The sequence below is a fragment of the Mesorhizobium sp. M0590 genome, assembly GCF_040320905.1.
Lineage (GTDB): Bacteria > Pseudomonadota > Alphaproteobacteria > Rhizobiales > Rhizobiaceae > Mesorhizobium.
Window position 1 is genome coordinate 105,216 of record NZ_JAMYQN010000014.1, and the last position, 24,014, is coordinate 129,229.

At 59.6% G+C, this 24,014-nt stretch carries 20 protein-coding genes, 1 tRNA gene and 3 pseudogenes; 16 read left to right on the forward strand and 8 right to left on the reverse strand.

Annotated elements, in window-relative coordinates; all coding sequences use genetic code 11:
• Positions 1–57: 57 nt before the first annotated feature.
• Both NKI52_RS22480 and NKI52_RS22485 read left to right on the forward strand, forming a co-directional pair.
• A pseudogene (locus NKI52_RS22480) lies at positions 58–283 on the forward strand (transposase); the annotation flags it as partial.
• Positions 278–744 (forward strand): annotated as a pseudogene (locus NKI52_RS22485) (sugar phosphate isomerase/epimerase family protein); the annotation flags it as partial. The pseudogenes NKI52_RS22480 and NKI52_RS22485, both read left to right, overlap by 6 nt.
• 203 nt (positions 745–947) lie before the next feature.
• Here NKI52_RS22485 and NKI52_RS22490 read toward each other — a convergent pair.
• On the reverse strand, positions 948–1,202 hold the full coding sequence (locus tag NKI52_RS22490) for a helix-turn-helix domain-containing protein (RefSeq protein WP_352456073.1): 255 nt from the start codon (positions 1,200–1,202) through the stop codon (positions 948–950).
• A gap of 141 nt (positions 1,203–1,343) precedes the next feature.
• On the opposite strand from NKI52_RS22490, the gene NKI52_RS22495 reads away from it, so the two are divergent.
• Together NKI52_RS22495 and NKI52_RS22500 are read left to right on the forward strand one after the other, a co-directional pair.
• Positions 1,344–2,051, forward strand: a complete 708-nt coding sequence (locus tag NKI52_RS22495) for a hypothetical protein (protein WP_352699643.1) — start codon at positions 1,344–1,346, stop codon at positions 2,049–2,051.
• Positions 2,017–2,244, forward strand: coding sequence for a DUF2274 domain-containing protein (locus NKI52_RS22500; protein ID WP_352699645.1), 228 nt, complete (start codon positions 2,017–2,019; stop codon positions 2,242–2,244). Before NKI52_RS22495 ends, NKI52_RS22500 begins: the two co-directional genes overlap by 35 nt.
• Positions 2,245–2,275: 31 nt before the next feature.
• Here the strand turns inward: NKI52_RS22500 and NKI52_RS22505 are convergent, their stop codons facing one another.
• From NKI52_RS22505 to NKI52_RS22520, 4 genes and pseudogenes are all read right to left on the reverse strand, one after another.
• On the reverse strand, positions 2,276–3,163 hold the full coding sequence (locus NKI52_RS22505) for a LysR family transcriptional regulator (protein ID WP_352699647.1): 888 nt from the start codon (positions 3,161–3,163) through the stop codon (positions 2,276–2,278).
• Between the two features lie 298 nt (positions 3,164–3,461).
• Positions 3,462–5,909 (reverse strand): calcium-binding protein, encoded by a 2,448-nt coding sequence (locus tag NKI52_RS22510; RefSeq protein WP_352699649.1) that lies wholly within the window; start codon positions 5,907–5,909, stop codon positions 3,462–3,464.
• A gap of 639 nt (positions 5,910–6,548) precedes the next feature.
• Positions 6,549–6,623 (reverse strand) — tRNA-Gln (locus tag NKI52_RS22515).
• Between the two features lie 114 nt (positions 6,624–6,737).
• A pseudogene (locus tag NKI52_RS22520) lies at positions 6,738–7,083 on the reverse strand (VOC family protein).
• A 186-nt stretch (positions 7,084–7,269) separates the two neighbouring features.
• On the opposite strand from NKI52_RS22520, the gene ppdK reads away from it, so the two are divergent.
• The 3 genes from ppdK to NKI52_RS22535 all read left to right on the forward strand — a co-directional run bounded on the left by ppdK (position 7,270) and on the right by NKI52_RS22535 (position 12,065).
• Positions 7,270–9,948, forward strand: coding sequence for a pyruvate, phosphate dikinase (gene ppdK, locus NKI52_RS22525; protein WP_352699651.1), 2,679 nt, complete (start codon positions 7,270–7,272; stop codon positions 9,946–9,948).
• A gap of 135 nt (positions 9,949–10,083) precedes the next feature.
• The gene (locus tag NKI52_RS22530) at positions 10,084–11,187 is read left to right on the forward strand and encodes a glycosyltransferase family 9 protein (RefSeq protein WP_352699653.1); all 1,104 of its coding nucleotides are present in this window, start codon (positions 10,084–10,086) and stop codon (positions 11,185–11,187) included.
• 140 nt (positions 11,188–11,327) lie between these two features.
• Positions 11,328–12,065, forward strand: a complete 738-nt coding sequence (locus NKI52_RS22535) for a polysaccharide deacetylase family protein (RefSeq protein WP_352699655.1) — start codon at positions 11,328–11,330, stop codon at positions 12,063–12,065.
• On the opposite strand, the gene NKI52_RS22540 is transcribed toward NKI52_RS22535, so the two are convergent.
• Positions 12,066–12,455: a DUF427 domain-containing protein gene (locus tag NKI52_RS22540; RefSeq protein ID WP_352699656.1), complete on the reverse strand. Its 390-nt coding sequence runs from the start codon at positions 12,453–12,455 to the stop codon at positions 12,066–12,068.
• Between the two features lie 125 nt (positions 12,456–12,580).
• The gene (locus tag NKI52_RS22545) at positions 12,581–12,967 is read right to left on the reverse strand and encodes a hypothetical protein (protein ID WP_352699658.1); all 387 of its coding nucleotides are present in this window, start codon (positions 12,965–12,967) and stop codon (positions 12,581–12,583) included.
• Between the two features lie 176 nt (positions 12,968–13,143).
• Here NKI52_RS22545 and NKI52_RS22550 point away from each other — a divergent pair, with 176 nt between their 5' ends.
• Together NKI52_RS22550 and NKI52_RS22555 are read left to right on the forward strand one after the other, a co-directional pair.
• Complete coding sequence (locus NKI52_RS22550; RefSeq protein WP_352699660.1) at positions 13,144–14,772, forward strand: fatty-acid--CoA ligase; 1,629 nt, start codon at positions 13,144–13,146, stop codon at positions 14,770–14,772.
• An 83-nt stretch (positions 14,773–14,855) separates the two neighbouring features.
• Positions 14,856–15,641 carry a DUF1499 domain-containing protein gene (locus tag NKI52_RS22555; RefSeq protein WP_352699662.1) on the forward strand — a complete coding sequence of 262 codons (786 nt, stop codon included), beginning with the start codon at positions 14,856–14,858 and terminating at the stop codon, positions 15,639–15,641.
• Between the two features lie 13 nt (positions 15,642–15,654).
• On the opposite strand, the gene NKI52_RS22560 is transcribed toward NKI52_RS22555, so the two are convergent.
• A complete protein-coding gene (locus NKI52_RS22560; RefSeq protein ID WP_352699664.1) occupies positions 15,655–16,563 on the reverse strand; it encodes an MBL fold metallo-hydrolase in 909 nt (302 codons plus the stop codon).
• A gap of 114 nt (positions 16,564–16,677) precedes the next feature.
• On the opposite strand from NKI52_RS22560, the gene NKI52_RS22565 reads away from it, so the two are divergent.
• From NKI52_RS22565 to NKI52_RS22595, 7 genes are all read left to right on the forward strand, one after another.
• Entirely contained in the window at positions 16,678–17,268 is a 591-nt protein-coding gene (locus NKI52_RS22565) for a biotin transporter BioY (protein ID WP_352699666.1), read from the forward strand.
• 402 nt (positions 17,269–17,670) lie between these two features.
• Positions 17,671–18,234 (forward strand): transcription termination/antitermination protein NusG, encoded by a 564-nt coding sequence (nusG, locus tag NKI52_RS22570; protein ID WP_352699668.1) that lies wholly within the window; start codon positions 17,671–17,673, stop codon positions 18,232–18,234.
• A gap of 147 nt (positions 18,235–18,381) precedes the next feature.
• Entirely contained in the window at positions 18,382–19,713 is a 1,332-nt protein-coding gene (locus NKI52_RS22575) for a UDP-glucose dehydrogenase family protein (protein WP_352699670.1), read from the forward strand.
• A 36-nt stretch (positions 19,714–19,749) separates the two neighbouring features.
• Positions 19,750–21,027: a sugar transferase gene (locus tag NKI52_RS22580; RefSeq protein ID WP_352699671.1), complete on the forward strand. Its 1,278-nt coding sequence runs from the start codon at positions 19,750–19,752 to the stop codon at positions 21,025–21,027.
• 159 nt (positions 21,028–21,186) lie between these two features.
• Positions 21,187–22,281, forward strand: a complete 1,095-nt coding sequence (gene gmd, locus NKI52_RS22585; RefSeq protein WP_352699673.1) for a GDP-mannose 4,6-dehydratase — start codon at positions 21,187–21,189, stop codon at positions 22,279–22,281.
• A 20-nt stretch (positions 22,282–22,301) separates the two neighbouring features.
• The gene (locus NKI52_RS22590) at positions 22,302–23,060 is read left to right on the forward strand and encodes a glycosyltransferase family 2 protein (protein ID WP_352699675.1); all 759 of its coding nucleotides are present in this window, start codon (positions 22,302–22,304) and stop codon (positions 23,058–23,060) included.
• Entirely contained in the window at positions 23,057–24,010 is a 954-nt protein-coding gene (locus NKI52_RS22595; protein WP_352699676.1) for an O-fucosyltransferase family protein, read from the forward strand. The genes NKI52_RS22590 and NKI52_RS22595 overlap by 4 nt, the downstream gene beginning before the upstream one ends.
• The last annotated feature ends 4 nt before the right edge of the window (positions 24,011–24,014 follow it).

Genomic DNA, 24,014 nt, shown 5'->3' on the forward strand with positions numbered 1-24,014 from the left:
TCACCGCCAATCGGCAGGCCGTCGAAGCCGTGCAACCATGCCTCGGCACGCTCGCTGTCGCGGCGCTGGCAATCCGGCTCCACGATTGACGTCCGGGGACGGATCTCGAAAGCCGGCGACTCGGATGTGCGGCGTGCGCTCTGCGAGGCGGTATCGGGTCTGGTGATCCGCTTCAAGGGCAGGGACAAGGTCAAGAGCTGGGGTGAGGCGACCGCCAAACGCTCCTGCCACTGCAGAGCCAGCGTCGCGGTGGCCCCGCAAGCTGGCGGTGATCATCATCGCCTTTGAGAACCTCTTCGCCATGGAACCGGGTCAGTGCCGGTAGACCCCGGCCGAGGTGGCGCAGACGGTTAAGGCGGTCGGCCATCCGAACTTGGTGGCGCTTATCGATTTCAGTCACGCCTATATTGAATCCACCCATCGCGGCCTGAACTTCCGCGAGCAGCTGCGGGCCATGGCGCCGGTGGCAGGGCACCTGCATGTCCATGATTCCTTCGGGGCGCCCGTTTCCATCGAACCTACCTCCCGCAGGAGGATGCAGCACGAGGTTTGGGCGACCTGCACATGCCGCTCGGCTGGGCCATATCGACTGGGATGACCTCTTCAGTGAGTTGGTCTTCTTGCCGGGACCGTCCTAATCATGGAAATCGGACCCGCTATCGCAATGAGCAGCCGGATTGCCTGGCCCGGGCGAAAAGCCTCATCGCCTTGAACAATCGCGCTGACCGCGGAGCAGCTGAGTAAAGGCCGAGAATCCGCCGCTGTGGTGCTGTCAATGTCGGCCAGAGCTGCCGAACTCGTTGCCAGCGAGCCGTTTCGCATTAGCAAGATCGACCGTAACAAGTCTTGTCGGTCCTGTTTTCGATGAGGTTGTAAGAAGAGTGCGGCTGGCTGCGCGATACAGTCGCGGGATGCTCCCGCATTTTGGTTTGCTCGCTGCCGTGAGGTCATTTACTTTCGAGATGGCGTACCAGTCGTACGCCGGGTCCGCCGCTGTTTTCTGGGATGAATTCGATACCGGCAACCTCCAACGCTTGGCGAATCGCTGCCATATTGTTCGGATGCGGAACCCGGGCGCCTCGCTCGAAATCGACCACCGTAGGCCGTGATACCTTGGCGGCGTCCGCCAGCTCGCGCTGACTTATCCCCAGCATCGCGCGAGCGCCCCGACACTGCGCGGCAGAAATTTTACTATAGGTCAAACGTTTATCTCTTGGGTTGACTTTTCACCGGTAGCTTGTCAAATTGCTCCGGTTATACGTGCGGCAAGTTCGCGGCCGAACAGGATGTTTGCACCATCCCGCCCGGCCTGACCGCAACCCAAGCTGATTGGAGCTCGGATCATGGCTGATTCCGACAATAACACGACTCTGCCTTACGTCACCCGCAGGCGAGTACTTGAGGGAACAGTCGTGGCCACCACCGCGTGGACGCTCCAAGGCAACGCGCCCGCAAGCGGCGCCGGAAGCACGAATGTGCGTTCTGATCCTGCACTGGCGCTTTGGCGGGAATGGGAGAGAGTCCACAAACAGACCGAGCGGCTTTGCCGGAGGCAGCAGCGCTTGGAGACAAGGCTTGTCGAGAGCGTCGGCTTTCCCTGTGTGACCGTCCGCCTGACCGAGGGTGAGCAGGTGACGGTCCATTCGAGCGAGATGCTCAATGAAGTGCTCGGCAAAGCGCCGGATATGGCGGCTCTCCGCGAAAAGGCCGAAGCTGATTTCGCGGCGCATCAGGCACGCTGGGATGCGGCTGCGGAGCAAACTGGCTACACCGCCGCCTTCAGGGCCGAGCGCGAGGCTAGCGAGAAAATGCAAGATCTGCTGCAAGCTTTCTCAACCACCCCCGCTACGACTCTGGCCGGTGTGGCGGGCAAGCTCGATGCCGTGTTGCGCGAGGGCGAAGCGTGGGAGGAATGCTCCGAGTTTCCTTGGCCGCAAATCCGCTCAGCGCTCTGCGATCTGGTGCGCATCGCCGAAGGCTTTGGTGCTGACCGGGTGCGGCGCCGAAGGATCCGTCATGACCAAACTGAAACTCTCCGTCATTCCCGATGACCGTCCGGTCAAGATCACGGTCGAACTGCCCGGCACCATTCATCGCCATCTCGTCGCCTATGCTGAATTGCTGGGCCGCGAGACCGGACAGATAGTCGCCGATTCGGCAAAGCTGATGCCGCCGATGCTGACTCGGTTTCATTACAACGGACAGAGCCTTTGCCAGAGCCAACGAACCCTGAAGGCGGGATGACTATTCGGGTCATTTGGTGGGCGGACGGCCGTCAGGACCAATACCTATCGCGCAGGAATGTGATGAAGACCGTCAGGGCAGGATTGGCATTGTCCGGACGCCAACGGGCAAAGCTGGAGATTCGGATCGGCTTGCCCCCGATCCGCAGCTTGCGGCAGACGGCGCCGTCAGGAACGCTGTTGGCGTCTCCATCGTGGATCAGAGCGACTCCAAGGCCGTTTCCGACGAGGCGCAGAAGGATGCCCGCAGTGACGTGGTGTTCGACAATTGCGGGAAGCTGCACGCCATTTCCAATAGCGTCGGCGAGCAGAAACGCTTCGCCCCTGCGCACGAGCAGCGTCTCTTGGCCCAGCTCCAACCACTCGATTACGGGGCGGCTGGCGAGAGAATGATTTGAAGCAACAACGACTGCCAGAGTTTCCTTCCACAACATTAGTTCGAATGGGCCGCCATTGGAACGCGAGGAGGAGGTCACGGTGACGTCGACCTCGGTGCCGCCCAGAGCCGCCCCGGGCTCGGGGTGAGACCCCTCTATCAAGCTGACGGTCACATTTGGATGACATTTCCCGAACTCGATGATCGCATCCAGCGCTCGCCCGGCGAGGATGAGTCCGTTGGAGCCGATGGAAAGCCTTTGCTGTTCATTCTTAATGCCGGTCCTGGCCAGCGTCAGAGTATTGTCCAGTTCGAGCAGCACGGAGCGCAGACGATCGAGGAAACGCTCGCCGGCCGGGGTTGGCCCAACGCCGCGGGCATGGCGATGAAATATCGTCGTTCCCATCGCGTATTCGAGATCGCGTATGCGCCGGCTCAGCGCAGTGTGATCGATTCCGACGCGCCGCGCCGCGCGCAGAAAGCTGCCCTCTTCTGCGACCACAAGCGCATAATTGAGTGTCCTGAGTTGAATGGAGCTCCGCATCTTTGCTCAAGGTCAATGCAGCGACAAATCGCTGACGTTTGAGCGCTTTTGGCCGTGGCGTGCTATCCCCAGATCTCAGTATTGACATTGAGTGAAACGATCTAGGCCTCCCTTTAAGGAGATCACGAGGGTAACGACGATACATTCCACTTTTCGGGCGAACCTTATGGAGAGTACGTCGCGCCAGCCCCAGGAGAAGAGCGCCAGCCGGACTGGTTACTTCGCTTGGAAATCCGGTGCTTGAACAAAGATAAAGCGGCGGACTGTCTCGAAATGAAGGTCCGCCGTTCCGGGTCGTTCAGATTACAAGGAACGAACCTGCTGCAAGCGACAGACCTGGAGAGAGAGTGGCGAACTGTATTTGAGCTGCGCCGCCGATACCGTCGCTGTCGAAAGAGAGCGCTCCGGTTGAACTGTTGTAGATGATATGGTCGGAGCTATCATGCGCAGCCGTGCCAGCAAAGAAAGCATCGGATGAAAGGCCGCCCAACTTAAGCCCGGCAAAAACGGCGTCGTCGAGCTGGATCTTGTCCTGGAGCTTGTTGAAGTCGGTGACCTTGTCGATATTGCCGGCTCCAAGAGCGCTGTTGAACACGAATGCATCATTGCCTCCGTTACCGGTCAAGATGTCAGCACCGCCGCCGCCGTTGATGACATTGGCGCCGGCATTGCCTTGGATGGTCTGGGCAAAGGCGTTGCCGGTCAGGTTGATAGCAGACGTACCGGACGGATTGGTGGTGGCGAGGAGCTCGATCTGCGAGCCGGCCAAAAGGGCGTGGCTCACCGAGGCGAGCACTTTGTCGCTGCCGCCGCCCACTGCCTCGTAGACTTTGTCGCCGGCGTTGTCGACTTGGTAGGTATCATTGCCGCCATAGCCGGCCATCTTATCAGCGCCGCCGAGGCCGTTGATGACATTTGCGCCGGCATTACCCACGATCGTCTGAGCGAACTCGTTGCCTGTAAGATTGATCGCCGTCGTGCCAGCCGAGTTCGTGGTGCTGAGAAGCTCAATTTCCGAGCCGGCCGCAAGCACATGGCTCACTGAGGCGAGCACTCTGTCGGCGCCTCCGCCGACCGCCTCGTAAACCCTGTCGCCGGTATTATCGACATAGTAGGTGTCGTTGCCGCCATAGCCGGCCATCTTGTCAGCGCCGCCGAGGCCGTCGATTGCGTTGGCGCCGGCATTGCCTACAATGGTTTGAGCGAATTCGTTACCGCTGAGATTGATTACCGTCGTGCCAGCCGAGTTCGTGGTGCTCAGAAGCTCAATTTCGGAGCCGGCAGCAAGTGCATGGCTCGCTGAGGCGAGCACTCTGTCGGCGCCACCGCCGACGGCCTCGTATACCTTGTCGCCGGCATTGTCGACATAGTAGGTGTCATTGCCGCCATAGCCGACCATCTTGTCAGCGCCGCCGAGGCCGTCGATTGCGTTGGCGCCGGCATTGCCTAAGATGGTTTGAGCGAACGCGTTACCACTGAGGTTGATTGCCGTCGTGCTGGCCGAGTTCGTGGTGCTGAGAAGCTCAACTTCCGAGCCGGCCGCAAGCGCATGGCTCACTGCGGCGAGCACTCTGTCGGCGCCACCGCCGACGGCCTCGTATACCTTGTCGCCGGCATTGTCGACATAATAGGTGTCGTTGCCGCCATAGCCGACCATCTTGTCGGCGCCGCCGCCGCCGTTGATGACATTGGCGCCGGCATTGCCCTGGATAGTCTGGGCGAACGCATTGCCGGTCAGGTTGATCGCCGTCGTGCCGGACGGATTGCTGGTGGCGAGAAGCTCGATCTCGGAGCCGGCCGCAAGAGCATGACTTACGGAGGCAAGTGCTTTGTCGGTACCGCCGCCCACCGCCTCAATCTCCTTATCGCGGATGTCATCGACATAATAGGTGTCATTGCCGCCATAGCCGATCATCGTGTGGCCGCCGGCCCCGTGAAACACATCGTCGCCGCTGCTGCCATACAAGGTGTCGCTTGTGTCGACGGGAGGCGGAGCGGTCCCAGTCGTTGCGAGATTGTGCTCCCGGAAAACGGCCTGCAGTTCCGGGGAGCTCTCAAGCGCGGTGTCGCCTCGCTGCGAACCCCAGGCGTACGCGTAGTCGAAGGCGGGTGATGGAACCAGCTTGGCCCAGTGGTCCATCATGGTCTCCATCTGGGCGGCGGTGGGCACGACATATTTGCCACCCATGTCGGTGTTATACTCGCCACCTCCAAACGCCTGGTAGCCCGGAACGATCTGGCTCGTCGGGATGCCCGATGCCTGAGCGGCGGCGACGAATTTATCGATCATGTTGTAGTCGACCGGGCCATCCGTGCGGACGGGATAGACATCTATGCCGTAGTAATCGATACCCGTATTGGCGGGATTGTACGTGCCCCTAAAATCCGGATTCGCCGACGTCCCCAAGCTCATCATTGTGATGTAGGTCTTGGCGCCTGGAAAATGCTCATGGATCCAGTCGGATTCTGCCTTCAGATTTGCGGCAGAGGCGTAGGTACCCCATTGGCCGGTGGGATCCGGCTCGTCAACCAGGAAGAACCCAAATACGTTCGGATTGCCGAGGAAAGGAGTAACCTTGTCGATAAAGGATTGGGTTACTCCGTTGGCCTCGTCGAGGTAGACCAAGCCTTTCATGCCCTCTGGCAGCTCGTTGACCTGGTCAACATATTGCACGCTAGCCAGATTGAATCCGGCTTTTGCAATGTCCGTGCCGGACCCGCCCGACGTGTAATGGAGAGTCGCCATCCATAATCCCTCATTTTGATTCGATAGCGCCCCGCGGATGCCTGCCTACTAGAAGGTGTATATTAGCGCCAAATCACATACCTGCACGCCCTGATAGAATGGTTGATCGGTGGCAGGGTTCTCACGTTGCGGCGAAAAATATACTTAGGGATAGTCGACATTGTGCGATAAAAGCAAATTTAACTTCAGAGGTGCCCACGTTGTTTTCCGAGCGATGCTTATTGATATTTCTACGACATTCTACTTGTTGCTGACAGCACAAGATACCATGATCACCGTCGTTAAAAACGAAATTGAATTTTATTAAAATTAGTTTGATGATTGCGCCGGTTACTACTAGAGAGGCGTTGGAGGCGCTGACTTATCTGAAGAAAAGCGACAAAAAAATCCGATGTTTTGGATTATAAAAGTCTCAAACTATAAGATCGAACGTCAAGCCGTGGCAGAAAAACTGCTTTTCTCCACAAGATGCATTTGACTGCCGGCCAATTGAGCCGACATTAAACTAAGATGCCAGCCGCATCGCGCTCTCTGCCGGAGACACCAATTTGTTGTGGACAGATACCGCAGATACCAGTCCGCGACCAAGGTGTCTGCAACTGAGATTACGACTCGGGAGATCGTCAGAATTTGGAGAACTGGCTGGGGCGCCAGGATTCGAACCTGGGAATGTCGGTACCAAAAACCGATGCCTTACCACTTGGCGACGCCCCAACAGCCGGAGCCTGCCCGCTGTGCGCGCGGCCTTATAGGACGAGCCGGGAGAAAGCTCAATGCCGACTATGCGCGACCGATCCACCAGTTTTGCAATCGCTACTTTGAACGGATCTATTCACCCCACACCGCCATTTTCATTGCCGGCCGGATCGACGAAATGGCACCGCCTGCCGCCGGGGAATGAAAAGATCGGCTTGACGATGGTGCCGCCGGCATTTTCGACGGCGCTCAATGTTTCCTCCAGCCTTTCGGAATAGAGCACGGGCAGCGGCTTGGCCGGCGCATCTTGGCCATCCGCTCGAAAACCGCCGTCCAGCCCTTCGGCAAAAGCTGAATAGGTCGGCCCGTAATCGGTGAACGACCATGAGAAGGCCGCGCTGTAGAAAGCCTTCACGCTGTCCAGCGTTCCGCCCGTCGCCGGCATTTCCAGATAATCGGGCTTTCCGGTCATTCTCATCGCTCTACCTTTTGTTCTCGTTATGTTCTACAACAAAGCTTTCCAAAAAGCAAGTCTTTTCGACGCCGCTTTTCCTTAATCGATTGTAGAGGCCGGCCGGCTTGGTCGATGCCTTGCCTTTCGCACTGCAGCATCATATCGCTCGATTTGCCAATATTTCCAATCTTCTGCAACCGGGGAGCAAGCATGACCAAATGGGTGTACACCTTTGGCGACGGCGCCGCGGAAGGCCGTGCCGGCGACCGCAATCTGCTCGGCGGCAAGGGCGCCAACCTGGCCGAAATGTGCAGCCTGGGCCTGCCGGTGCCGCCAGGCTTCACCATCACCACCGAGGTCTGCAACGCTTATTACGCCAACGGCCACGCCTATCCGGCCTCGCTGGAAGCGGATGTGGCGGTCGCCCTCGATCACATCGGTCGGCTGACCGGGCGGCGTTTCGGCGATCCGTCGAAACTGCTTTTGGTGTCGGTGCGCTCCGGTGCCCGCGCTTCCATGCCCGGCATGATGGACACCGTGCTCAATCTCGGCCTCAACGACGAGACGGTCGAAGCCTTGGCCGCCGATTCAGGCGATCCGCGCTTTGCCTATGACAGCTATCGCCGTTTCATCCAGATGTATTCCGACGTCGTCATGGGCCTCGACCATGAGGTCTTCGAGGAGATCCTCGAAGACCAGAAGGGTGGGCTCGGCCATGAGCTCGACACCGAGCTGACAGCCATCGAATGGCAAGGCGTAATCGCACTCTACAAGGCCAAGGTCGAGGAGGAGCTCGGCAAGCCGTTTCCGCAGGATCCAAACGAGCAGCTGTGGGGCGCCATCGGTGCGGTGTTTTCCAGCTGGATGAACAACCGCGCGATCACCTATCGGCGCCTGCACGACATTCCCGAAAGCTGGGGCACGGCGGTCAATGTCCAGGCCATGGTCTTCGGCAATATGGGCGACACCTCGGCCACCGGCGTCGCCTTCACCCGCAATCCGTCGACCGGCGAAAAGCAGCTTTATGGCGAGTTCCTGGTCAACGCCCAGGGCGAGGATGTCGTTGCCGGCATCCGTACGCCGCAGAACATCACCGAGGCGGCGCGCATTGCCGCCGGTTCCGACAAGCCGTCGCTGCAGAAGCTGATGCCTGACGCCTTCCAGGCTTTCGTCAGCATCTCCGACCGCCTGGAAAAGCACTACCGCGACATGCAGGATCTCGAATTCACCATCGAGCGCGGCAAATTGTGGATGCTGCAGACCAGGTCCGGCAAGCGCACCGCCAAGGCGGCGCTGAAGATTGCCGTCGACATGGCCAGGGATGGACTGATTTCGAAGGAGGAGGCCGTCGCCCGCATCGATCCGGCCTCGCTCGACCAGTTGTTGCATCCGACCATCGATCCGAAGGCGGCGCGCGACATCATCGGCGTCGGCCTGCCGGCCTCGCCGGGCGCTGCCACCGGCGAAATCGTGTTTTCCTCGAACGACGCCGAGGAGGCCAAGACACAAGGCCGCAAGGCGATCCTGGTGCGCATCGAGACCAGCCCCGAAGACATCCATGGCATGCATGCGGCCGAAGGCATCCTGACGACGCGCGGCGGCATGACCAGCCACGCCGCTGTTGTGGCGCGCGGCATGGGTAAGCCTTGCGTTTCGGGCGCAGGCTCGCTGCGCGTCGACTACAAGGCCGGCACGCTGATGGCGATGGGATCGACGTTCCGCAAGGGCGACATCATCACCATCGACGGCGCCAACGGCCAGGTGCTGAAAGGCGCGGTACCGATGCTGCAGCCGGAACTCTCGGGCGATTTCGCCGCCATCATGGAATGGGCCGACGGCGCGCGCCGCATGAAGGTGCGCACCAATGCCGAGACGCCGCTCGATGCGCGCATGGCGCGGTCCTTCGGCGCCGAAGGCATCGGGCTTTGCCGCACCGAGCACATGTTCTTCGACGGCGACCGCATCATTGCCATGCGCGAGATGATCCTGGCCGATACCGAAAAGGACCGGCGAACGGCGCTGGCCAAGCTGTTGCCGATGCAGCGCTCGGATTTCCTCGAACTGTTCGAGATCATGGCCGGGCTGCCGGTGACGATCCGCCTGCTCGATCCGCCGCTGCACGAATTCCTGCCCAAGACCGAGGAGGAGGTGGCCGAGGTCGCCGCCGCCATGAATGTGTCGCCGGACAAGCTCCGGCGGCGCACCGAAGCGTTGCACGAGTTTAATCCGATGCTCGGCCATCGCGGTTGCCGGCTTGCCGTCTCCTATCCGGAGATCGCGGAGATGCAGGCGCGCGCCATTTTCGAGGCGGCCGTCGAGGCCGGCAGGAAGGCCGGCGCGCTGGTGGTGCCGGAGATCATGGTGCCGCTGGTCGGTCTGGTGAAGGAGCTCGACTACGTCAAGGCGCGGATCGATGCCGTCGCCAAAAGCGTGATGCAGGAAACCGGCGTCAAGATCGACTATCTTACCGGCACGATGATCGAACTGCCGCGCGCCGCGATCCGCGCTCATGTCATTGCCGAGGCGGCCGAATTCTTCTCTTTCGGCACCAACGATTTGACCCAGACCACCTTCGGCATCTCGCGCGACGATGCGGCCTCGTTCCTCGAGACCTACCGGAAAAAACGCATCATCGAGCAGGATCCGTTCGTGTCGCTTGACATAGACGGCGTCGGCGAGCTGGTGCGGATGGCGGCCGAAAAGGGCAGGGCGACGCGGCCCGACATCAAGCTCGGTATTTGCGGCGAGCATGGCGGCGACCCGGCCTCGATCCATTTCTGCGAAAAGGTCGGCCTCGACTACGTCTCGTGCTCGCCATACCGGGTGCCGATCGCCAGGCTGGCCGCGGCGCAAGCGGCGGTGCAGGCTGCAAAGAACGGCCGCGGATAGGAGGTGGAGTCCACCGGCATCTGACCTTACCGATTTGTAACCGAATTCACGCGAACGTGCGTGTGTCGGCTCCAAATCCCGACATCGTTTCTGCCCAGTTTCCGGCCCTCGAACCCGCCCCGGTGCCAGAAACAGATGTTGCAGAACCCGCCCACGCACGTCCGCTCGATTCTCATCCTCCAGACGAAATTCATCGGCGATCTTGTCCTCGCTTCCGCGCTCGCCAGAAACCTGCGCCTCCAATATCCAAAGGCCAGGATAGTGTTCCTTTGCGAGGCGAACTTTGCCAGTTTCCTGTTGGCTCATGGCATCGCCTCGGACGTGGTGGCGTTCCGGCGCGTACGGATGCGTGGCACCCCTGTGCAGCGTGGTCGCGAGCTTTACGCGATGGTGCGCGCTCTGCGCCGGTTCGGGTTTGACCTGAGCATCGACCTGGCCGATTCCAAAACCTCACGCATCATCGTCAGGCTCGTCAATGCCAAGACCCGCGTCGGATACGATCCTCCCGAAAAACCGTTGCGCTGGCTGGAAAGTCAGCCCGCAAACGTCGCAGCCAAGCCGTTTGGCTTTGGTCGCCAGCACTATCTCTACCGCTATCTTTCGCCGCTTGAGGCGCTTGGCGTGGAGTTGCGTGCGCCTGTCCCGACGATTGAGCCGCTGCCGCTGGAGACCGCCAGGGCATTGGCGCTTCTCGACCGGCATCATCTTCGGCGTAACGCCTTCATAGCCGTTCATGCAGGAGCGAGCTTCCGGGGGCGGCAATGGCAGCCGGAACGTTTTGCGCTGGCGATCGACGAGATCTCGCGGCAGACCGGGTTGGACTTCCTGCTTGTCGGCGGCCCCGATGAACGGGCATCTGCCGAGCGCATCGTCGCCAAGGCCGCTTCGCCGGTCGTCAACGTGGTCGGGGCGCTGTCGCTGGCAACGCTGCTGGCGGTCCTCGGCCAGGCACGCCTGTTTCTGGGAAACGAGAGTGGCCCGATGCACATGGCCGCCGCCGCCGGCACGCCGGTTGTCGGCCTCTTCGGCCTGACCGACCCGGCCGTCTGGGGGCCTGTCGGCGTGGCCAGTGTTACGCCGCGGCCCTCCATGCCTTGCGAGTGCATAGCCAGGGACCTGTGCCGCCGACCCGATCCGAGCAAGGCTTGCTGCGTCTGGCGACTTGAGGTCAAAGCGGTGGTCGACGCGGTGCTCGCGATCCTTTCACGTAAGGTTAAGGACGTGGAGCACGCATTGTGACCTCGCGCTTGCCAAAGGTCAGGCCGGCGGTCAAATTGCCGCTGCCGACGCTTTTGCAGGGGCATCGTCCCGATTTCCGCCTTGATGGCGGTCTTGGGGTCGCCGCTTCAACTTTGATCCGGCCGACCTGGAAATAATCGATGCGCCCGTTCCAAAAGTATTTTTGCGCCATTGCGATATCGCTGTGGGCTGTTTCTCCTGGCAACGCCCAGTTGCTCGTCGCACCGACGCTGCACATCAAGGCCGAGGCGGGCGGCGGCCGCGTCGCGCTGACGCTCGATGCGTGCGGCGGAAGGACCGACACACGGATTCTCTCGGCGCTGGTGGAAAACAAGATTCCTGCCACCATTTTCGTCACCGGCATCTGGCTGAAGCACAACGCCGCCGCCGTCGAGATCATGCGGGCGCATCCCGAACTGTTTGAATTGGAAAACCATGGCGGCCGTCATGTCCCCGCCGTCGACACGCCGCAAAAGATCTACGGCATTCGCAGTGCCGGCAGCCCGCAGGCCGTGCTGGCCGAGGTCGAATCGGGTGCTGCCGCGCTTGCCGTGACCGGCGAACCGGCGCCGAAATGGTTTCGCGGCGCAACCGCCGAATACAGCCCGTCGGCAATCGCGATGATACGCAAGCTTGGTTTCAAGATCGCCGGATTCTCAATCAACGGCGATGGCGGCTCATTGCTCGGCGCAAAAGAGACCGCCCGGCGCGTCGCCGCGGCCAAGGACGGCGACGTCATCATCGCTCACATCAATCAGCCGACCCATGCAGCCGGCGAAGGCGTGGTGCAGGGACTTCTGGCGCTGAAGGCCAAGGGCCTCACCTTCGTGCGTCTCGACGATGCCGACGGCGTCGGCGATGAAGGCACCACCGACTGATCAGTCGGGCGTCGCCTCGATGGTCACCTTGTTCGGATAGAACGCGCCGTGATCGCGGATATCGGCCATCTCGTCGAACGGCCGCTCATAGGCCCACATCGCATCCTTGCCTGCATCGCCGGCGGGCAGCACGCTCCAATAGCTGGCATCGCCCTTATAGGGGCAATGGGTCGAGTGTTCGGTCTTGCCAAGCTGTTTGAAGTCGATGTCGCCGAACGGAATGTAGAAAACAGGCGGATAGGGAGGTTCGGTCAGCACCTTGACCTTCTTGGACGAAGCGATGATGACATCGCCAGCGCGCACCGTCACGGTGCCCTTGTAAGGCTCGACTGTGATGACCTTGCCGGGATTGCGCTGAAAGCCGGGTGACGGATTTGCGATCTGGTCCATATCGGATCTCCTTGCCTCAACCCCAAGATGTGTCTGGCAAGCGCCTTGCGCAAGAGCTGCCTGCCACCAGGCGGACGTCGCCCGCGGAGACAAGTCTCGCCTCTTTCTTCCGCTTCCCCGAAAACTCAGGCGGCGGCCTGGAAAGCGTCCATCAGCCCGGCATACGCGGCGGCAATGCCGGCCACCGGATTGGTGCTTTTCGAGGTGGTCTCGACCTTCAGCGCACCACCGCTGGTCGGCAAGGTGAGCAGCAGGAACTGGCGATTGCCGCCGTCGCCGACGCAGGCGGCAGCGACGTGCTGGGCTTCGCCCTCGTTCTCGACGCACATCTTGAACAAGAGCGTGCCGCCGACCGCTTCGAGGGCGCCACCGACGACCTCGACGAATTCATCTTCGGAAACGGCTTTGGCGTCAGGCACCAGATCTGCCTGCGCGACGTCGGCCGCCACCAGATCGGCCAGACTCTCGGCAAGCGTATTTTCGAGGGCTTTGTCATCGAGCTGCGCGTCCATGCGAACCTCTTTCATTCGCCAATCACACCCCGCCTGTTAATCAACGTTAACGCCGAGCATGGCCGGATTGTGGCGAATTCCGGCTCATTTCGCTCTGTTCGCCGCTCCAGCCCGGTCACGGCTGGACAATCCGCCGGTTCGTCCCACAATGGCGAAAAAATAACGGGAGGAACAAGATGCTCGGGCTGATGCAGGAATGGCCGCTGCTTTGCCATAAGCTGATCGACAATGCCGAGCGGCAGCACGGCAGCCGCGAAATCGTGTCGCGTTCGATCGAGGGGCCGATCGTGCGCAGCACATATGCCGAAATCCATGATCGTGCCCTGAAGGTCGCCGAGCGGCTCGAGCGTGACGGTTTCGGGCTTGGCGACCGCATCGCGACCCTGGCCTGGAACACCGCGCGCCACATCGAGGCCTGGTACGGCATCATGGGTGTCGGCGCCATCTATCACACGCTCAACCCGCGGCTCTTTCCCGAGCAGATCACCTGGATCATGAACAATGCCGGGGACAAGGCGATCTTCGTCGACCTGACCTTCCTGCCGCTGCTCGAAAAGATCGCCGGCGCGGTCAAGTCGCTGAAGCAGGTTATCGTGCTGACCGACAACGCGCATATGCCGGAGACTGCGCTGCCCAATGTGGTTGCGTACGAAGAATGGCTTGCTGAAGCCGACGGCAACTTCGCCTGGAAGACATACGACGAAAACACCGCCGCCGGTATGTGCTACACCTCGGGCACCACGGGCGACCCGAAAGGCGTCCTCTACAGTCATCGTTCGAACGTGCTGCACGCAATGATCGCCGCCATGCCCGACGCCATGGGCCTGTCGTCGCGCGATACCATATTGCCGGTCGTGCCGATGTTCCACGCCAATGCCTGGGGCCTTGCCCAGAGCGCGCCGATGGTCGGCGCCAAGCTGGTCATGCCCGGTTGCAAGATGGATGGCGCTTCGCTCTACGAGCTGCTCGACACCGAGCAGGTGACCTTCAGCGCCGCCGTGCCGACGGTGTGGATGATGCTCCTCCAGTATCTGGAAGAGACCGGCAAGAAACTGCCCTATCTGCAGAAAGTCGTCATCGGCGGCTCGTCCTGTCCACGCGCGCTCACGACGAAGTTCCAGGACAGTTACGATGTCCAGGTCGTCCACGCCTGGGGCATGACCGAGATGTCGCCGCTCGGCACGCTGTGCACCCTGAAGCCGGATTACGCCGGGCTGAAGGGCGAGGCCCGCCTCGGCGTCCAGCAGAAACAAGGCTTTACACCGTTCGGCATCGAAATGAAGGTGACGGACGACGCCGGCAACGAACTGCCATGGGACGGCAAGACCTTCGGCCGGCTCAAGGTCCGCGGGCCGGCCATCGCGCGCGCCTATTATGGCGGCATCGGATCCGAACAGTTCGATCAAGACGGCTGGTTCGATACCGGTGACGTCGCGCATATCGACCCCGGAGGCTATATGCAGATCACCGACCGCGCCAAGGACGTGATCAAGTCGGGCGGCGAATGGATCTCGACCATCGAGCTCGAGAACCTCGCGGTCGGCCATCCCGATGTGGCGGAGGCCGCCGCCATCGGCATTCCGCATTCGAAATGGGGCGAGCGGCCTTTGCTTGTGGTCGTGCGCAAGCCGGGCAGGGAGCCGACCAAGACGGATATTCTCGCTTTCATGGACGGCAAGGTGGCGAAGTGGTGGATGCCGGACGACGTCGCTTTTGTCGGCGAAATCCCACACACCGCTGCCGGCAAGATCCAGAAGATTACCTTGCGCCAGCAGTTCCGGGATTATCACCTGCCGACGGACTGACCGGAGATGCGGCGTCTTTGCGTCTTCAAGCCGCCGCTGAAAGGCACTATGCCTGTGTTCGGGTTGGGGCAGCGCGGAAAGCAATGACGGGAATTCCCGAGCGACAAACGTCGAGGGCTGCCGGTTGGTCGCGGCGCGCCGGCGCGTTTTCGGCAGTCCTGCTGCTGACCGCTCTCATCGGCCATCGCTATGACCTCGTCGAGACCCAAGCTTTCCTATGGGTGCTTGGCATTGTCGCCTTGCTGGCCGCGTTTGCGCTTTTGTTTGCCGGGTTTGCCTTCGCGCGATTGTGGAACTTCGGTGATCGTGGCGGCCAAGACCTGACCGCCGGCGCCTTGCTGGCGTTTCTGGTGCTCATCCCTTACGCTGTCGGGGCCTATTGGGCGGCGACCTATCCGCCGCTGCGCGACATCTCGACGGATTTCGACGACCCGCCGGCGCTCGATATTTCTACCCGGACAAAGGATATGAACGGGCTTTTGCCGCCGACACCCGGCGAGCAGCGCCTGCAAATCGAAGCTTACCCGCTCGTTACCGCACGCAGCTACACCTTGCCTTTCGATCGCGTTCTGGAGGCGGTCAAAACGGTGCTCGATCGGCGCGGCTGGCAGCTCACGGCGCCGTTTCCAGACGCAGCAGGGCAAAGCGACGTGACGGTCGATGCGCTGGCCAAGAGCTTGCTGCTTGGTCTTCCCGCCGATGTCGCCATCCGCGTGACCGACGACGGCGATGTGGTCATCGTCGATATGCGCTCGGCCTCGCGTTACGGCCGCCATGACCTTGGCGACAATGCAGCGCGCATCACCGATTTCCTTTCCGAACTCGACCAGGAAGTCGCCGGCCAGGTGGGCGTGGCGCCGGCGGAATGATATCCGAAGTGTGCTACGTTGCCGGCGAATAGATGCCGTCGATAGCCGGCGCGCCGTCGGTGTGGACCAGGCCCTGCGCCACCAGGTCTTCCAGATGGGCAAGCACCGACAGGCCGGCCGCGCCATGCAGGCGCGGGTCGGTGTCGCGATAGATCGCGTCCACCATGTCCTTGATTGTCCGGTCGCCGTTGTTGATCCGCTCCAGAATTGCGCGTTCGCGCATTTTTCGATGCGTTTTCAATCCGCGCATGAAGCTGCGCGGCTCGGTCACCGGCCCACCATGACCGGGCAGCAGCAGCCGGTCGTCACGTTCGATCAGCCGATCGAGCGATGTCATGTACTCGGCCATCGCGCCATCCGGCGGTGCGACGATCGTGGTTGCCCACGCCATGACGTGATCGGCTGAGAAAAGGATGCCGGTTCCCTCCAGCGCGAAGCCCGCGTGATTGGCGGTATGGCCGGGCGTCAGCACCGTCCGGATCGCCCAGCCGTCGCCGTCGATCACCATATCATCCGGCAGCGCGATATCAGGAACAAAGTCGGTGTCGGCGCTGGCATCGAGTGGATTGACCTCGCCGGTGCGCAACGGCCGCGCCGGGCGATGCCGGCCCTCCGCCAGAACCACCGCACCCGTATGCTGCTTTAACCGAGCCGCCAGCGGCGAATGGTCGCGATGCGTGTGGCTGATGAAGATATGGCTGACCGGCCTGGTCCCGATCGCTTCGAGCAGTGTTCGAAGATGTGCCTCGTCATCCGGTCCGGGATCGATCACCGCCAGCGTCTCGCGCCCGACGATATAGCTGTTGGTTCCGTGAAAGGTGAACGGGCTTGGGTTCCTGGCGGTGATGCGTTGAATACCAGGCGCAACGGCTACGCCCTGGCCATAGGCCGGATCGAAGCGTGTATCGAATTTCAGCGCCATGCGAACGTCGCGACCTTTTTTGGGGCGAGGGCAAAACCGATTGCCGCATAGCACGGAAGCCAATATAGGAAAACGCAAGGCCGCGTTCGGCGGCAATCCGGAACGGGGAAGACTATGGCAATTACAACGACGATGCGTCCGCTCATTTCTCTCGCTTTGCCTGAAAAGGGCGCGGCCCGGCTGGCAGGACAGCTTTTGCTGGCGATCGCCGGAACGTTGCTGCTGATCTTGTCTGCCAAGACCAAGGTCATGCTCGGACCGGTCGATATTTCGATGCAGACGCTCGCCGTCTTGCTGATTGCCGCCGCCTTCGGCATGCGCCTTGGCGTCGCCACGCTGCTTCTCTACATGGCCGAGGGCGCGTTGGGCCTTCCGGTCTTCCAGAGCACGCCCGAAAAGGGTATCGGTATCGCTTACATGCTCGGTTCGACCGGCGGTTATCTAGCCGGCTTCGTCGTCATGGCGGCGATCGTCGGCTGGGCTGCCGACCGTGGCTGGGATCGCCATCCTATCAAGCTCTTCAATGCCATGCTGGTGGCCGAGATCGTCATGATGGCAATGGGCTTTGCCTGGCTGGCGCTGTTGATCGGCCCGGAAAAATCCTGGCAGTTCGGGGTGTTGCCCTTTATCGTCGGTGATCTGATCAAGGTTGCGCTGGCCGCGAGCTTGGTGCCGGCTGTCTGGTCGCTGTTGAAGCGTTCATGAAGCCGGTCGAGCGGTGATAACCTGTTCTGCGCGACAGTGATTTTTCGCCGTAGTTGGTGTGGCCGTGCAGGATCTTTGTCGCTGGCGGCAGGCGTGTGCGCGACGCCATCCGTCACATTAGCTTCAAGTCGACGGACTAAGTACCAGAACCAACGGGCGATTCGTCACGACCCGCGTAACCAAGCACCTACGTATGGAAATAAATTGCTCGACATAGCATCTCAGCCAGCTGAAAAAGAAAGCGGCTCGGTGATTATTTAGGCACAGCTAAATTTCTGGACAATGTGTAGGAAATTCTTAACCCAACCGCCTTGACTCTAGTGGCTTGGTTGCTTGCTGGTATCCACACACTGTCGTAACCGTTGACCTGAGATCATGCCGCCGACCGCCGAAGGGAGACACGTGAGTAGCGCGGAAAAAACAACGAGCAAGGCAACAGCCCTGTCGCCTGAGCCGACCGCCGCGCCGGCAACGCGCTGGTATGCGGCCAGCGTCTTTCCCGGGAAGGAGCATGTCGCAGAGCGGCATCTCCGGATCCAGGGATTTCAGCCCTTTGTGCCTCGCTGCGAGAAAACCGTGCGTCACGCCCGGCGCCTCGAAACCCGGTCGGCCGCATATTTCCCGGGTTATATGTTCATCGCCCTTGACCTCGGGCTGCAACGTTGGCGCTCGGTCAATGGAACGTTCGGTGTGCGCTCCCTCGTCATGCAAGGGGACCGGCCTTTGCCTGTCCCCTCCGGTCTGGTAGAGCGCTTTATTGCGCTAACCGGCAGGCACGGCCTGCTCGATTTCAGCGGCGGCCTCGCAGCCGGTGCTTCGGTCCGGATTCTTTCCGGCCCGTTCGCGGAAATGATCGGTCGCCTTGACCGGCTCGATCCAGCCGGAAGGGCTCGGGTTCTGGTTGCGATCATGAATGGCGAGATACCTGTCGACCTTGATACCAGGGATCTCGTCGCCATCGCATAGTCGTAAGCATCGAGGTGCGGCGAGGCGATGCAAATTGTTGTAGGATCGGCTCTCGGGTTTTCACCCGGGAGTGCGGTAGCCGTTCTTCGGTGGGACTAGGCGCTGTCTGACGAGATCGTCTCGTCGGCGCTAATGAGAGTACGCGCTATGCGAATAACAATGATTGGTGCCGGCTATGTAGGGCTCGTCTCGGGCGCCTGCTTCGCCGACTTTGGCCATCAGGTCTGCTGCGTCGACCGGGATGCGGAAAAGCTTGCCATGCTCAAACTTGGCAAGATACCGATCTATGAGCCAGGGCTCGACGACCTCGTCACCACGAATACCGCGCAAGGTCGCTTGCGTTTCGACGACAATCTGGCCGATGCCGTTTCTCAATCGGATGTCGTCTTCATAGCCGTCGGCACGCCGTCACGGCGTGGCGATGGGCACGCCGATCTGTCCTTCGTTTACGATGCGGCCGCCGAAGTTGGCCGCGCGCTCAAAGGATTTACGGTCGTGGTGACGAAATCGACCGTCCCTGTCGGTACCGGCGATGAGGTGGAACGGATCATCCGCGAGCAAAATTCCGCCGCCGATTTTGCGGTGGTCTCCAATCCGGAATTTCTTCGCGAAGGATCGGCCATCGAGGATTTCAAGCGGCCCGACCGCATCATTGTCGGGACCGAGGCCGAAAGGGCCAAGGCGGTCATGGGCGAGATCTACCGTCCACTCTCGTTGAATGTCGCGCCGATATTCTATACGAGCCGGCGTACGGCTGAGCTTACCAAATATGCTGGCAACGCATTTCTGGCCATGAAGATCACCTTCATCAACGAAATTGCCGATCTCTGCGAGCGGTTGGGGGCCGATGTGCAGGACGTCGCGCGCGGCATCGGCATGGACAACCGCATCGGTGCAAAGTTTCTTCACGCCGGGCCGGGCTACGGCGGCTCCTGTTTCCCGAAAGATACGCTGGCGCTGGTCAAGACCGCGCAGGACGCGGCAAGCCCAGTGCGGCTTATTGAAACGACGGTCTCGATAAATGACCAGCGCAAACGGGCGATGGCGCGTAAGGTGGTCGAGGCCTGTGGCGGCTCGGTTCGCGGCAAGACCATCGGTATCCTCGGCCTTACGTTCAAGCCGAACACCGACGATATGCGCGATGCCCCCTCATTGGCCATCATTCAGGCACTCAAGGATGCGGGCGCTTCGATCAAGGCCTATGATCCGGTCGGCATGGACCAAGCGCGCAAGATGATCGAGGGCATTGAGTTTGGGGAAAACGCTTACGCCGTGGCCGACGGTTCCGACGCGATCGTCATCGTGACAGAGTGGAATGTGTTTCGGTCACTGGATCTAAAACAACTTCATGCACTTATGGCGACGCCAGTCATGGTTGACCTTCGAAACGTCTATCGCGGAGAGGATGTTCGAAAAGAAGGCATTGCCTACTCCAGCGTCGGAAGAGGGAGCGACATCTCGTCAGAGGAACGCCGATAGTCAAAGTTCTGATCGATCGAGTTTACGGGATTCAACTTGAACACTTCCACCATAAACCTGCCCAAGGCAAGACATCTTCTGCTTCGCATGCGTTTCCAGCTTCTTGGTGGGTTAACGTTCGCTATTTTGATTCCTGCGCTAATTCGGATGTCGTTTGGCTTCGGCGCGATCTTCTCCTCCAACATGCAAGTCACGATTGTGGCTGCGTTTATCGCTCATACCGCAGGTTACCTGCTTTATAAGCGGATCGGCAATTTCCCTGGCGTCGCAGCGACCGGTTACATTCTCCCAACCTTTGCACTGACATACGGACTTGTATTCGCAGCCATCTTCTTTTTTCGATTCGACTACAGCCGCTTCCAGGCGGCAGCGAGTTTCATCCAGTCAACCTTGTGGTATTTCGGTCTGAGCCTAGCCACGCGACGGCTCAACACATACCGGCTGGCGATAATTCCCGGCGGAGATGTCGACAGACTCGAGAACATACCGGGTGTGAGTTGGCATAGGATTTATTCACCTGGCACGGTCGTCGAGTATGCGAACGGTGTGGTGGCTGATCTTCGAGCTGATCTATCAGATGAGTGGGAGCGGTATATTGCCGATCGCGCGCTCTCAGGAACGCCGGTCTATCATGTCAAACAAATCAGCGAATCGCTCACAGGCAGGGTAGAGATCGAGCATCTTTCTGAAAATACCCTGGGTTCCTTGAATCCAAACCAGGCTTATCTGAAAATAAAGCAGGCAATAGACTGGACTTCTGCATTGTTTGTTCTTGTGGCTTTCTCGCCATTGCTGTTGTTTGTGGCGATTGCCGTAAAGATCGATTCGGCGGGACCCGCACTATTTAGACAGAAGCGAATGGGCTACGGAGGGCATCCCTACGAGGTCTACAAGTTTCGAACGATGAAGCTCAGCGACGCGGCTGCCGACGAGAAGGAAGCGGCCATCACAAAGGCCGGCGACGCACGCATTACCCGCATGGGACAGTTCTTAAGAAAATCCAGGATCGACGAGTTGCCGCAGGCCTTCAACATCCTGCGCGGGGAGATGAGCTGGATCGGTCCGCGGCCGGAAGCACTCGTGCTCTCGAAATGGTATGAAGCGGAGCTGCCGTTCTATCGTTACCGGCACATCGTTCGGCCTGGCATTACCGGATGGGCGCAAGTTAACCAGGGCCACGTTGCGGCCGTCGACGATGTCCTGGAAAAGCTTCACTACGACTTCTACTACATCAAGAATTTCTCCCCTTGGCTCGACGTGCTGATTGTGTTTCGTACCGTCCGAACCATGCTGACAGGATTTGGCGCGCGTTGACACCGCGACAAAGATCGATAGTCAATGCAGCCAAGCCACCACTCACGAGCCTCGCAGGGTGGGGACAACCACCAGCTTTGTGAAAATAGGTATTTGTAATGTCAAAAGTTACGCTGATCAGCGTTGAATATGCCGTCCTATCGACCTCGGAGAAGCACAATGATTAGGAAGACCGCGCTTATTACCGGCATCACCGGCCAGGATGGCGCCTATCTGGCGGAACTTCTCTTGGCAAAGGGCTATGATGTCCACGGCATTAAGCGGCGGTCGTCGTCGTTCAATACGGGCCGTATCGATAATCTCTACCAGGATCCGCATGAAAAGAACGTAAGGCTCTCGCTGCACTATGGTGACATGACCGATGCCACCAACCTCATCCGCATTGTGCAGGAAGTGCAGCCCGACGAGATTTACAATCTTGCGGCGCAATCCCATGTCCAGGTGAGCTTCGAGACCGCAGAATATACGGCGAATGCCGACGCGATCGGCACATTGCGTCTCCTCGAAGCCATCCGGCTGCTTGGCCTGACAAAAAAAACACGTTTCTATCAGGCATCGACTTCCGAGCTCTACGGCAAGGTGCAGGAGATCCCGCAACGCGAGACGACGCCTTTCTATCCTCGCTCGCCCTATGCGGCGGCAAAAATCTATGCCTACTGGATCACGGTGAATTACCGCGAAGCGTATGATCTCCATGCTTCCAACGGCATTCTATTCAATCACGAGAGCCCGATGCGCGGCGAGACGTTCGTCACCCGCAAGATCACGCGCGCGGCTGCCGCGATAAGCCTCGGCCTTCAGGACAAGCTCTATCTCGGCAATCTGTCGGCTGAACGGGATTGGGGGCATGCCCGCGATTATGTCGAAGGCATGTGGAGAATTCTCCAGCATGAGGTGCCCGACGATTATGTCCTTGCAACCGGAGTGAAGAACTCGGTCCGCCGCTTTGTCGAGCTTGCGTTCAACGAAGTCGGGACCGAGATCCGATGGGTTGGTTCCGGCATCGCAGAAAAAGGCATCGACGCAAAATCCGGCGCCGTTTTGGTCGAGGTGGATCCGCGCTATTTCAGACCGACCGAAGTTGAGCTTCTGATCGGCGACCCTGCGAAAGCGGAGCGCGTTCTCGGGTGGAAGGCAACCACGTCGCTGGCGACAATGGTCCAGGAAATGGTCCAATCCGACCTCCAGACAGTAAAGCGGGAATCCGAGCACCGGCGCCTGGACGAAGATCGGATGCGCGTTGCAGCCCAGTAAGCGTCATTGGATCGTTTGATATGAAGATCTCGGTTCTGACGGTCTGTAGGAATTCTGCCAGGACCATCAAGCATACGATTGACAGTTTCTTTGCCCAAGACCATGCGGACAAGGAACTCGTGGTCGTCGATGGCGGTTCGTCGGACGAGACGCTGACAATAGTCAGGTCCTACTCACAGGACCGGATCCAGCTGATCAGTGAGCCGGACAGCGGAATGTATGATGCGCTCAATAAGGGGTTGCGCCTCTATACTGGAGACGCGGTAGGCGTGCTGAATTCGGATGATTGCTTTCACGACAACACAGCGCTGCGGCTGATTTCCTCAGGACTTAACCAAGCCGATATCGTGCATGGCGCTCTGGATTTTGTCGAAGATCATGTGACAAAGCGGGTTGTACGACGTTGGCGTGCTGTTCCCCGACCAGTCAAAGGTTTTCGGACCGGCTGGATGCCGTCCCATCCGACCTTCTACGTCAAGCGGAAGGTGGCGGAAACTGTCGGCATGTTCGACGTGAGCCTCAAAGTCTCCTCCGATTATGATTGGATGTTGAGGGCAGTTGAAGGTTACGGGTTCAGCGTCGCGACCATCGATCAGGTGCTTGTCGACATGATGATCGGAGGCGCCAGTACAAGAAGCTTTCTTTCACACGTCGGGCACAATCTTGAGGCGCTGCGTTCTAGACGGCGTTGGCTAGGATCAGGTCCCATCGACTATGCTCTTGTCGCGAAGCCAACGCGCAAGATTGGTCAGTTTCTCGTGGGCCGTCATAAGCCATGAAACAGGACCGGATCCTTTCGTTCGAGGCCACGCGCCTACTGAGTGCAAGCCTCAAGGGGGAACTTGCTGCGAACGTCTACGGCCTTCAAGATTTCGCTTTGTCCGTTTGCGCTGCCGTATTGCCAGTCCGGCTTCGTATTCCATCGAGCGGCTGTGGCTTCTTTGGCGACCTTTTCATGACGCTCAACGGGCTTAGGTTCGCAGAGTTGTGCCGGGCGAGTGCGTCAGTGGAGTGGGGAAGCGCCAGTCTCTATTTTGATGCAGACGCTGGCCAGAATGCTTATCGCTACTTTTTTGAACAGGCCGAGTTTAGCTTTGAAGAGACAGGATCGCGTCGGCTTTTGAACCTTAAATATCGACCGACCGCGGATACATTTCGGCGATACGACGGGAAATCCGTCCGGGTGTCCCTTAGCCAAGCCATTGCCAAATATTGCGTAGTGCGAAAGGAAATCGCACAAGAGGTTGAGGAGTTTGTCTGCGGCAACTTTAAAGGAAAAGTGCTTGGTGTCCACGTTAGGATGACCGATGCAGCAACCGGCGCGGAGAGCCGAAAAGTCGCTGCTCTGGATCTTTACAAATATCATATTGACAAATGGGTCAGAGCTAATCCGGGAGGCGCTGTGTTTCTCGCCACTGACGAGGAACGAATTGTGAGCGAGTTTGGCAGACATTACGGTAGGCGACTGGTTGTTCGTCAGAGTCTACGATCAACCGATGGGACTTCGTTGCATGGCCACTATGATCCTGGCGTTGTGGGGAGCCCCTTCCAGAAGGGAAAGGATGTTCTTATCGAGGCATTAATTCTTGCGCGTTGTGATTATCTTATCCGTTGCCACTCAAGAGTAACTTGTTACACACTATGTGTAAATCCGGAGCTAAAGTTTAAAGACCTAAGTTTGGAAATTGGTGGCGAAGATAGGACCCCATGGCTGCGTGACATTGGTTAACTTC

Bases quoted from the DNA above. Each gene is read 5' to 3' on its own strand.
- ppdK (WP_352699651.1), top strand. From the start codon at position 7,270: ATGACCAAATGGGTGTACACCTTTGGCGACGGCGCCGCGGAAGGCCGT.
- NKI52_RS22500 (WP_352699645.1), top strand. From the start codon at position 2,017: ATGACCAAACTGAAACTCTCCGTCATTCCCGATGACCGTCCGGTCAAG.
- NKI52_RS22575 (WP_352699670.1), top strand. From the start codon at position 18,382: ATGCGAATAACAATGATTGGTGCCGGCTATGTAGGGCTCGTCTCGGGC.
- NKI52_RS22550 (WP_352699660.1), top strand. From the start codon at position 13,144: ATGCTCGGGCTGATGCAGGAATGGCCGCTGCTTTGCCATAAGCTGATC.
- NKI52_RS22535 (WP_352699655.1), top strand. From the start codon at position 11,328: ATGCGCCCGTTCCAAAAGTATTTTTGCGCCATTGCGATATCGCTGTGG.
- NKI52_RS22590 (WP_352699675.1), top strand. From the start codon at position 22,302: ATGAAGATCTCGGTTCTGACGGTCTGTAGGAATTCTGCCAGGACCATC.
- NKI52_RS22565 (WP_352699666.1), top strand. From the start codon at position 16,678: ATGGCAATTACAACGACGATGCGTCCGCTCATTTCTCTCGCTTTGCCT.
- gmd (WP_352699673.1), top strand. From the start codon at position 21,187: ATGATTAGGAAGACCGCGCTTATTACCGGCATCACCGGCCAGGATGGC.
- NKI52_RS22530 (WP_352699653.1), top strand. From the start codon at position 10,084: ATGTTGCAGAACCCGCCCACGCACGTCCGCTCGATTCTCATCCTCCAG.
- NKI52_RS22540 (WP_352699656.1), bottom strand. From the start codon at position 12,455: ATGGACCAGATCGCAAATCCGTCACCCGGCTTTCAGCGCAATCCCGGC.
- NKI52_RS22545 (WP_352699658.1), bottom strand. From the start codon at position 12,967: ATGGACGCGCAGCTCGATGACAAAGCCCTCGAAAATACGCTTGCCGAG.
- NKI52_RS22595 (WP_352699676.1), top strand. From the start codon at position 23,057: ATGAAACAGGACCGGATCCTTTCGTTCGAGGCCACGCGCCTACTGAGT.
- NKI52_RS22560 (WP_352699664.1), bottom strand. From the start codon at position 16,563: ATGGCGCTGAAATTCGATACACGCTTCGATCCGGCCTATGGCCAGGGC.
- NKI52_RS22495 (WP_352699643.1), top strand. From the start codon at position 1,344: ATGGCTGATTCCGACAATAACACGACTCTGCCTTACGTCACCCGCAGG.
- NKI52_RS22505 (WP_352699647.1), bottom strand. From the start codon at position 3,163: ATGCGGAGCTCCATTCAACTCAGGACACTCAATTATGCGCTTGTGGTC.
- NKI52_RS22510 (WP_352699649.1), bottom strand. From the start codon at position 5,909: ATGGCGACTCTCCATTACACGTCGGGCGGGTCCGGCACGGACATTGCA.
- NKI52_RS22555 (WP_352699662.1), top strand. From the start codon at position 14,856: ATGACGGGAATTCCCGAGCGACAAACGTCGAGGGCTGCCGGTTGGTCG.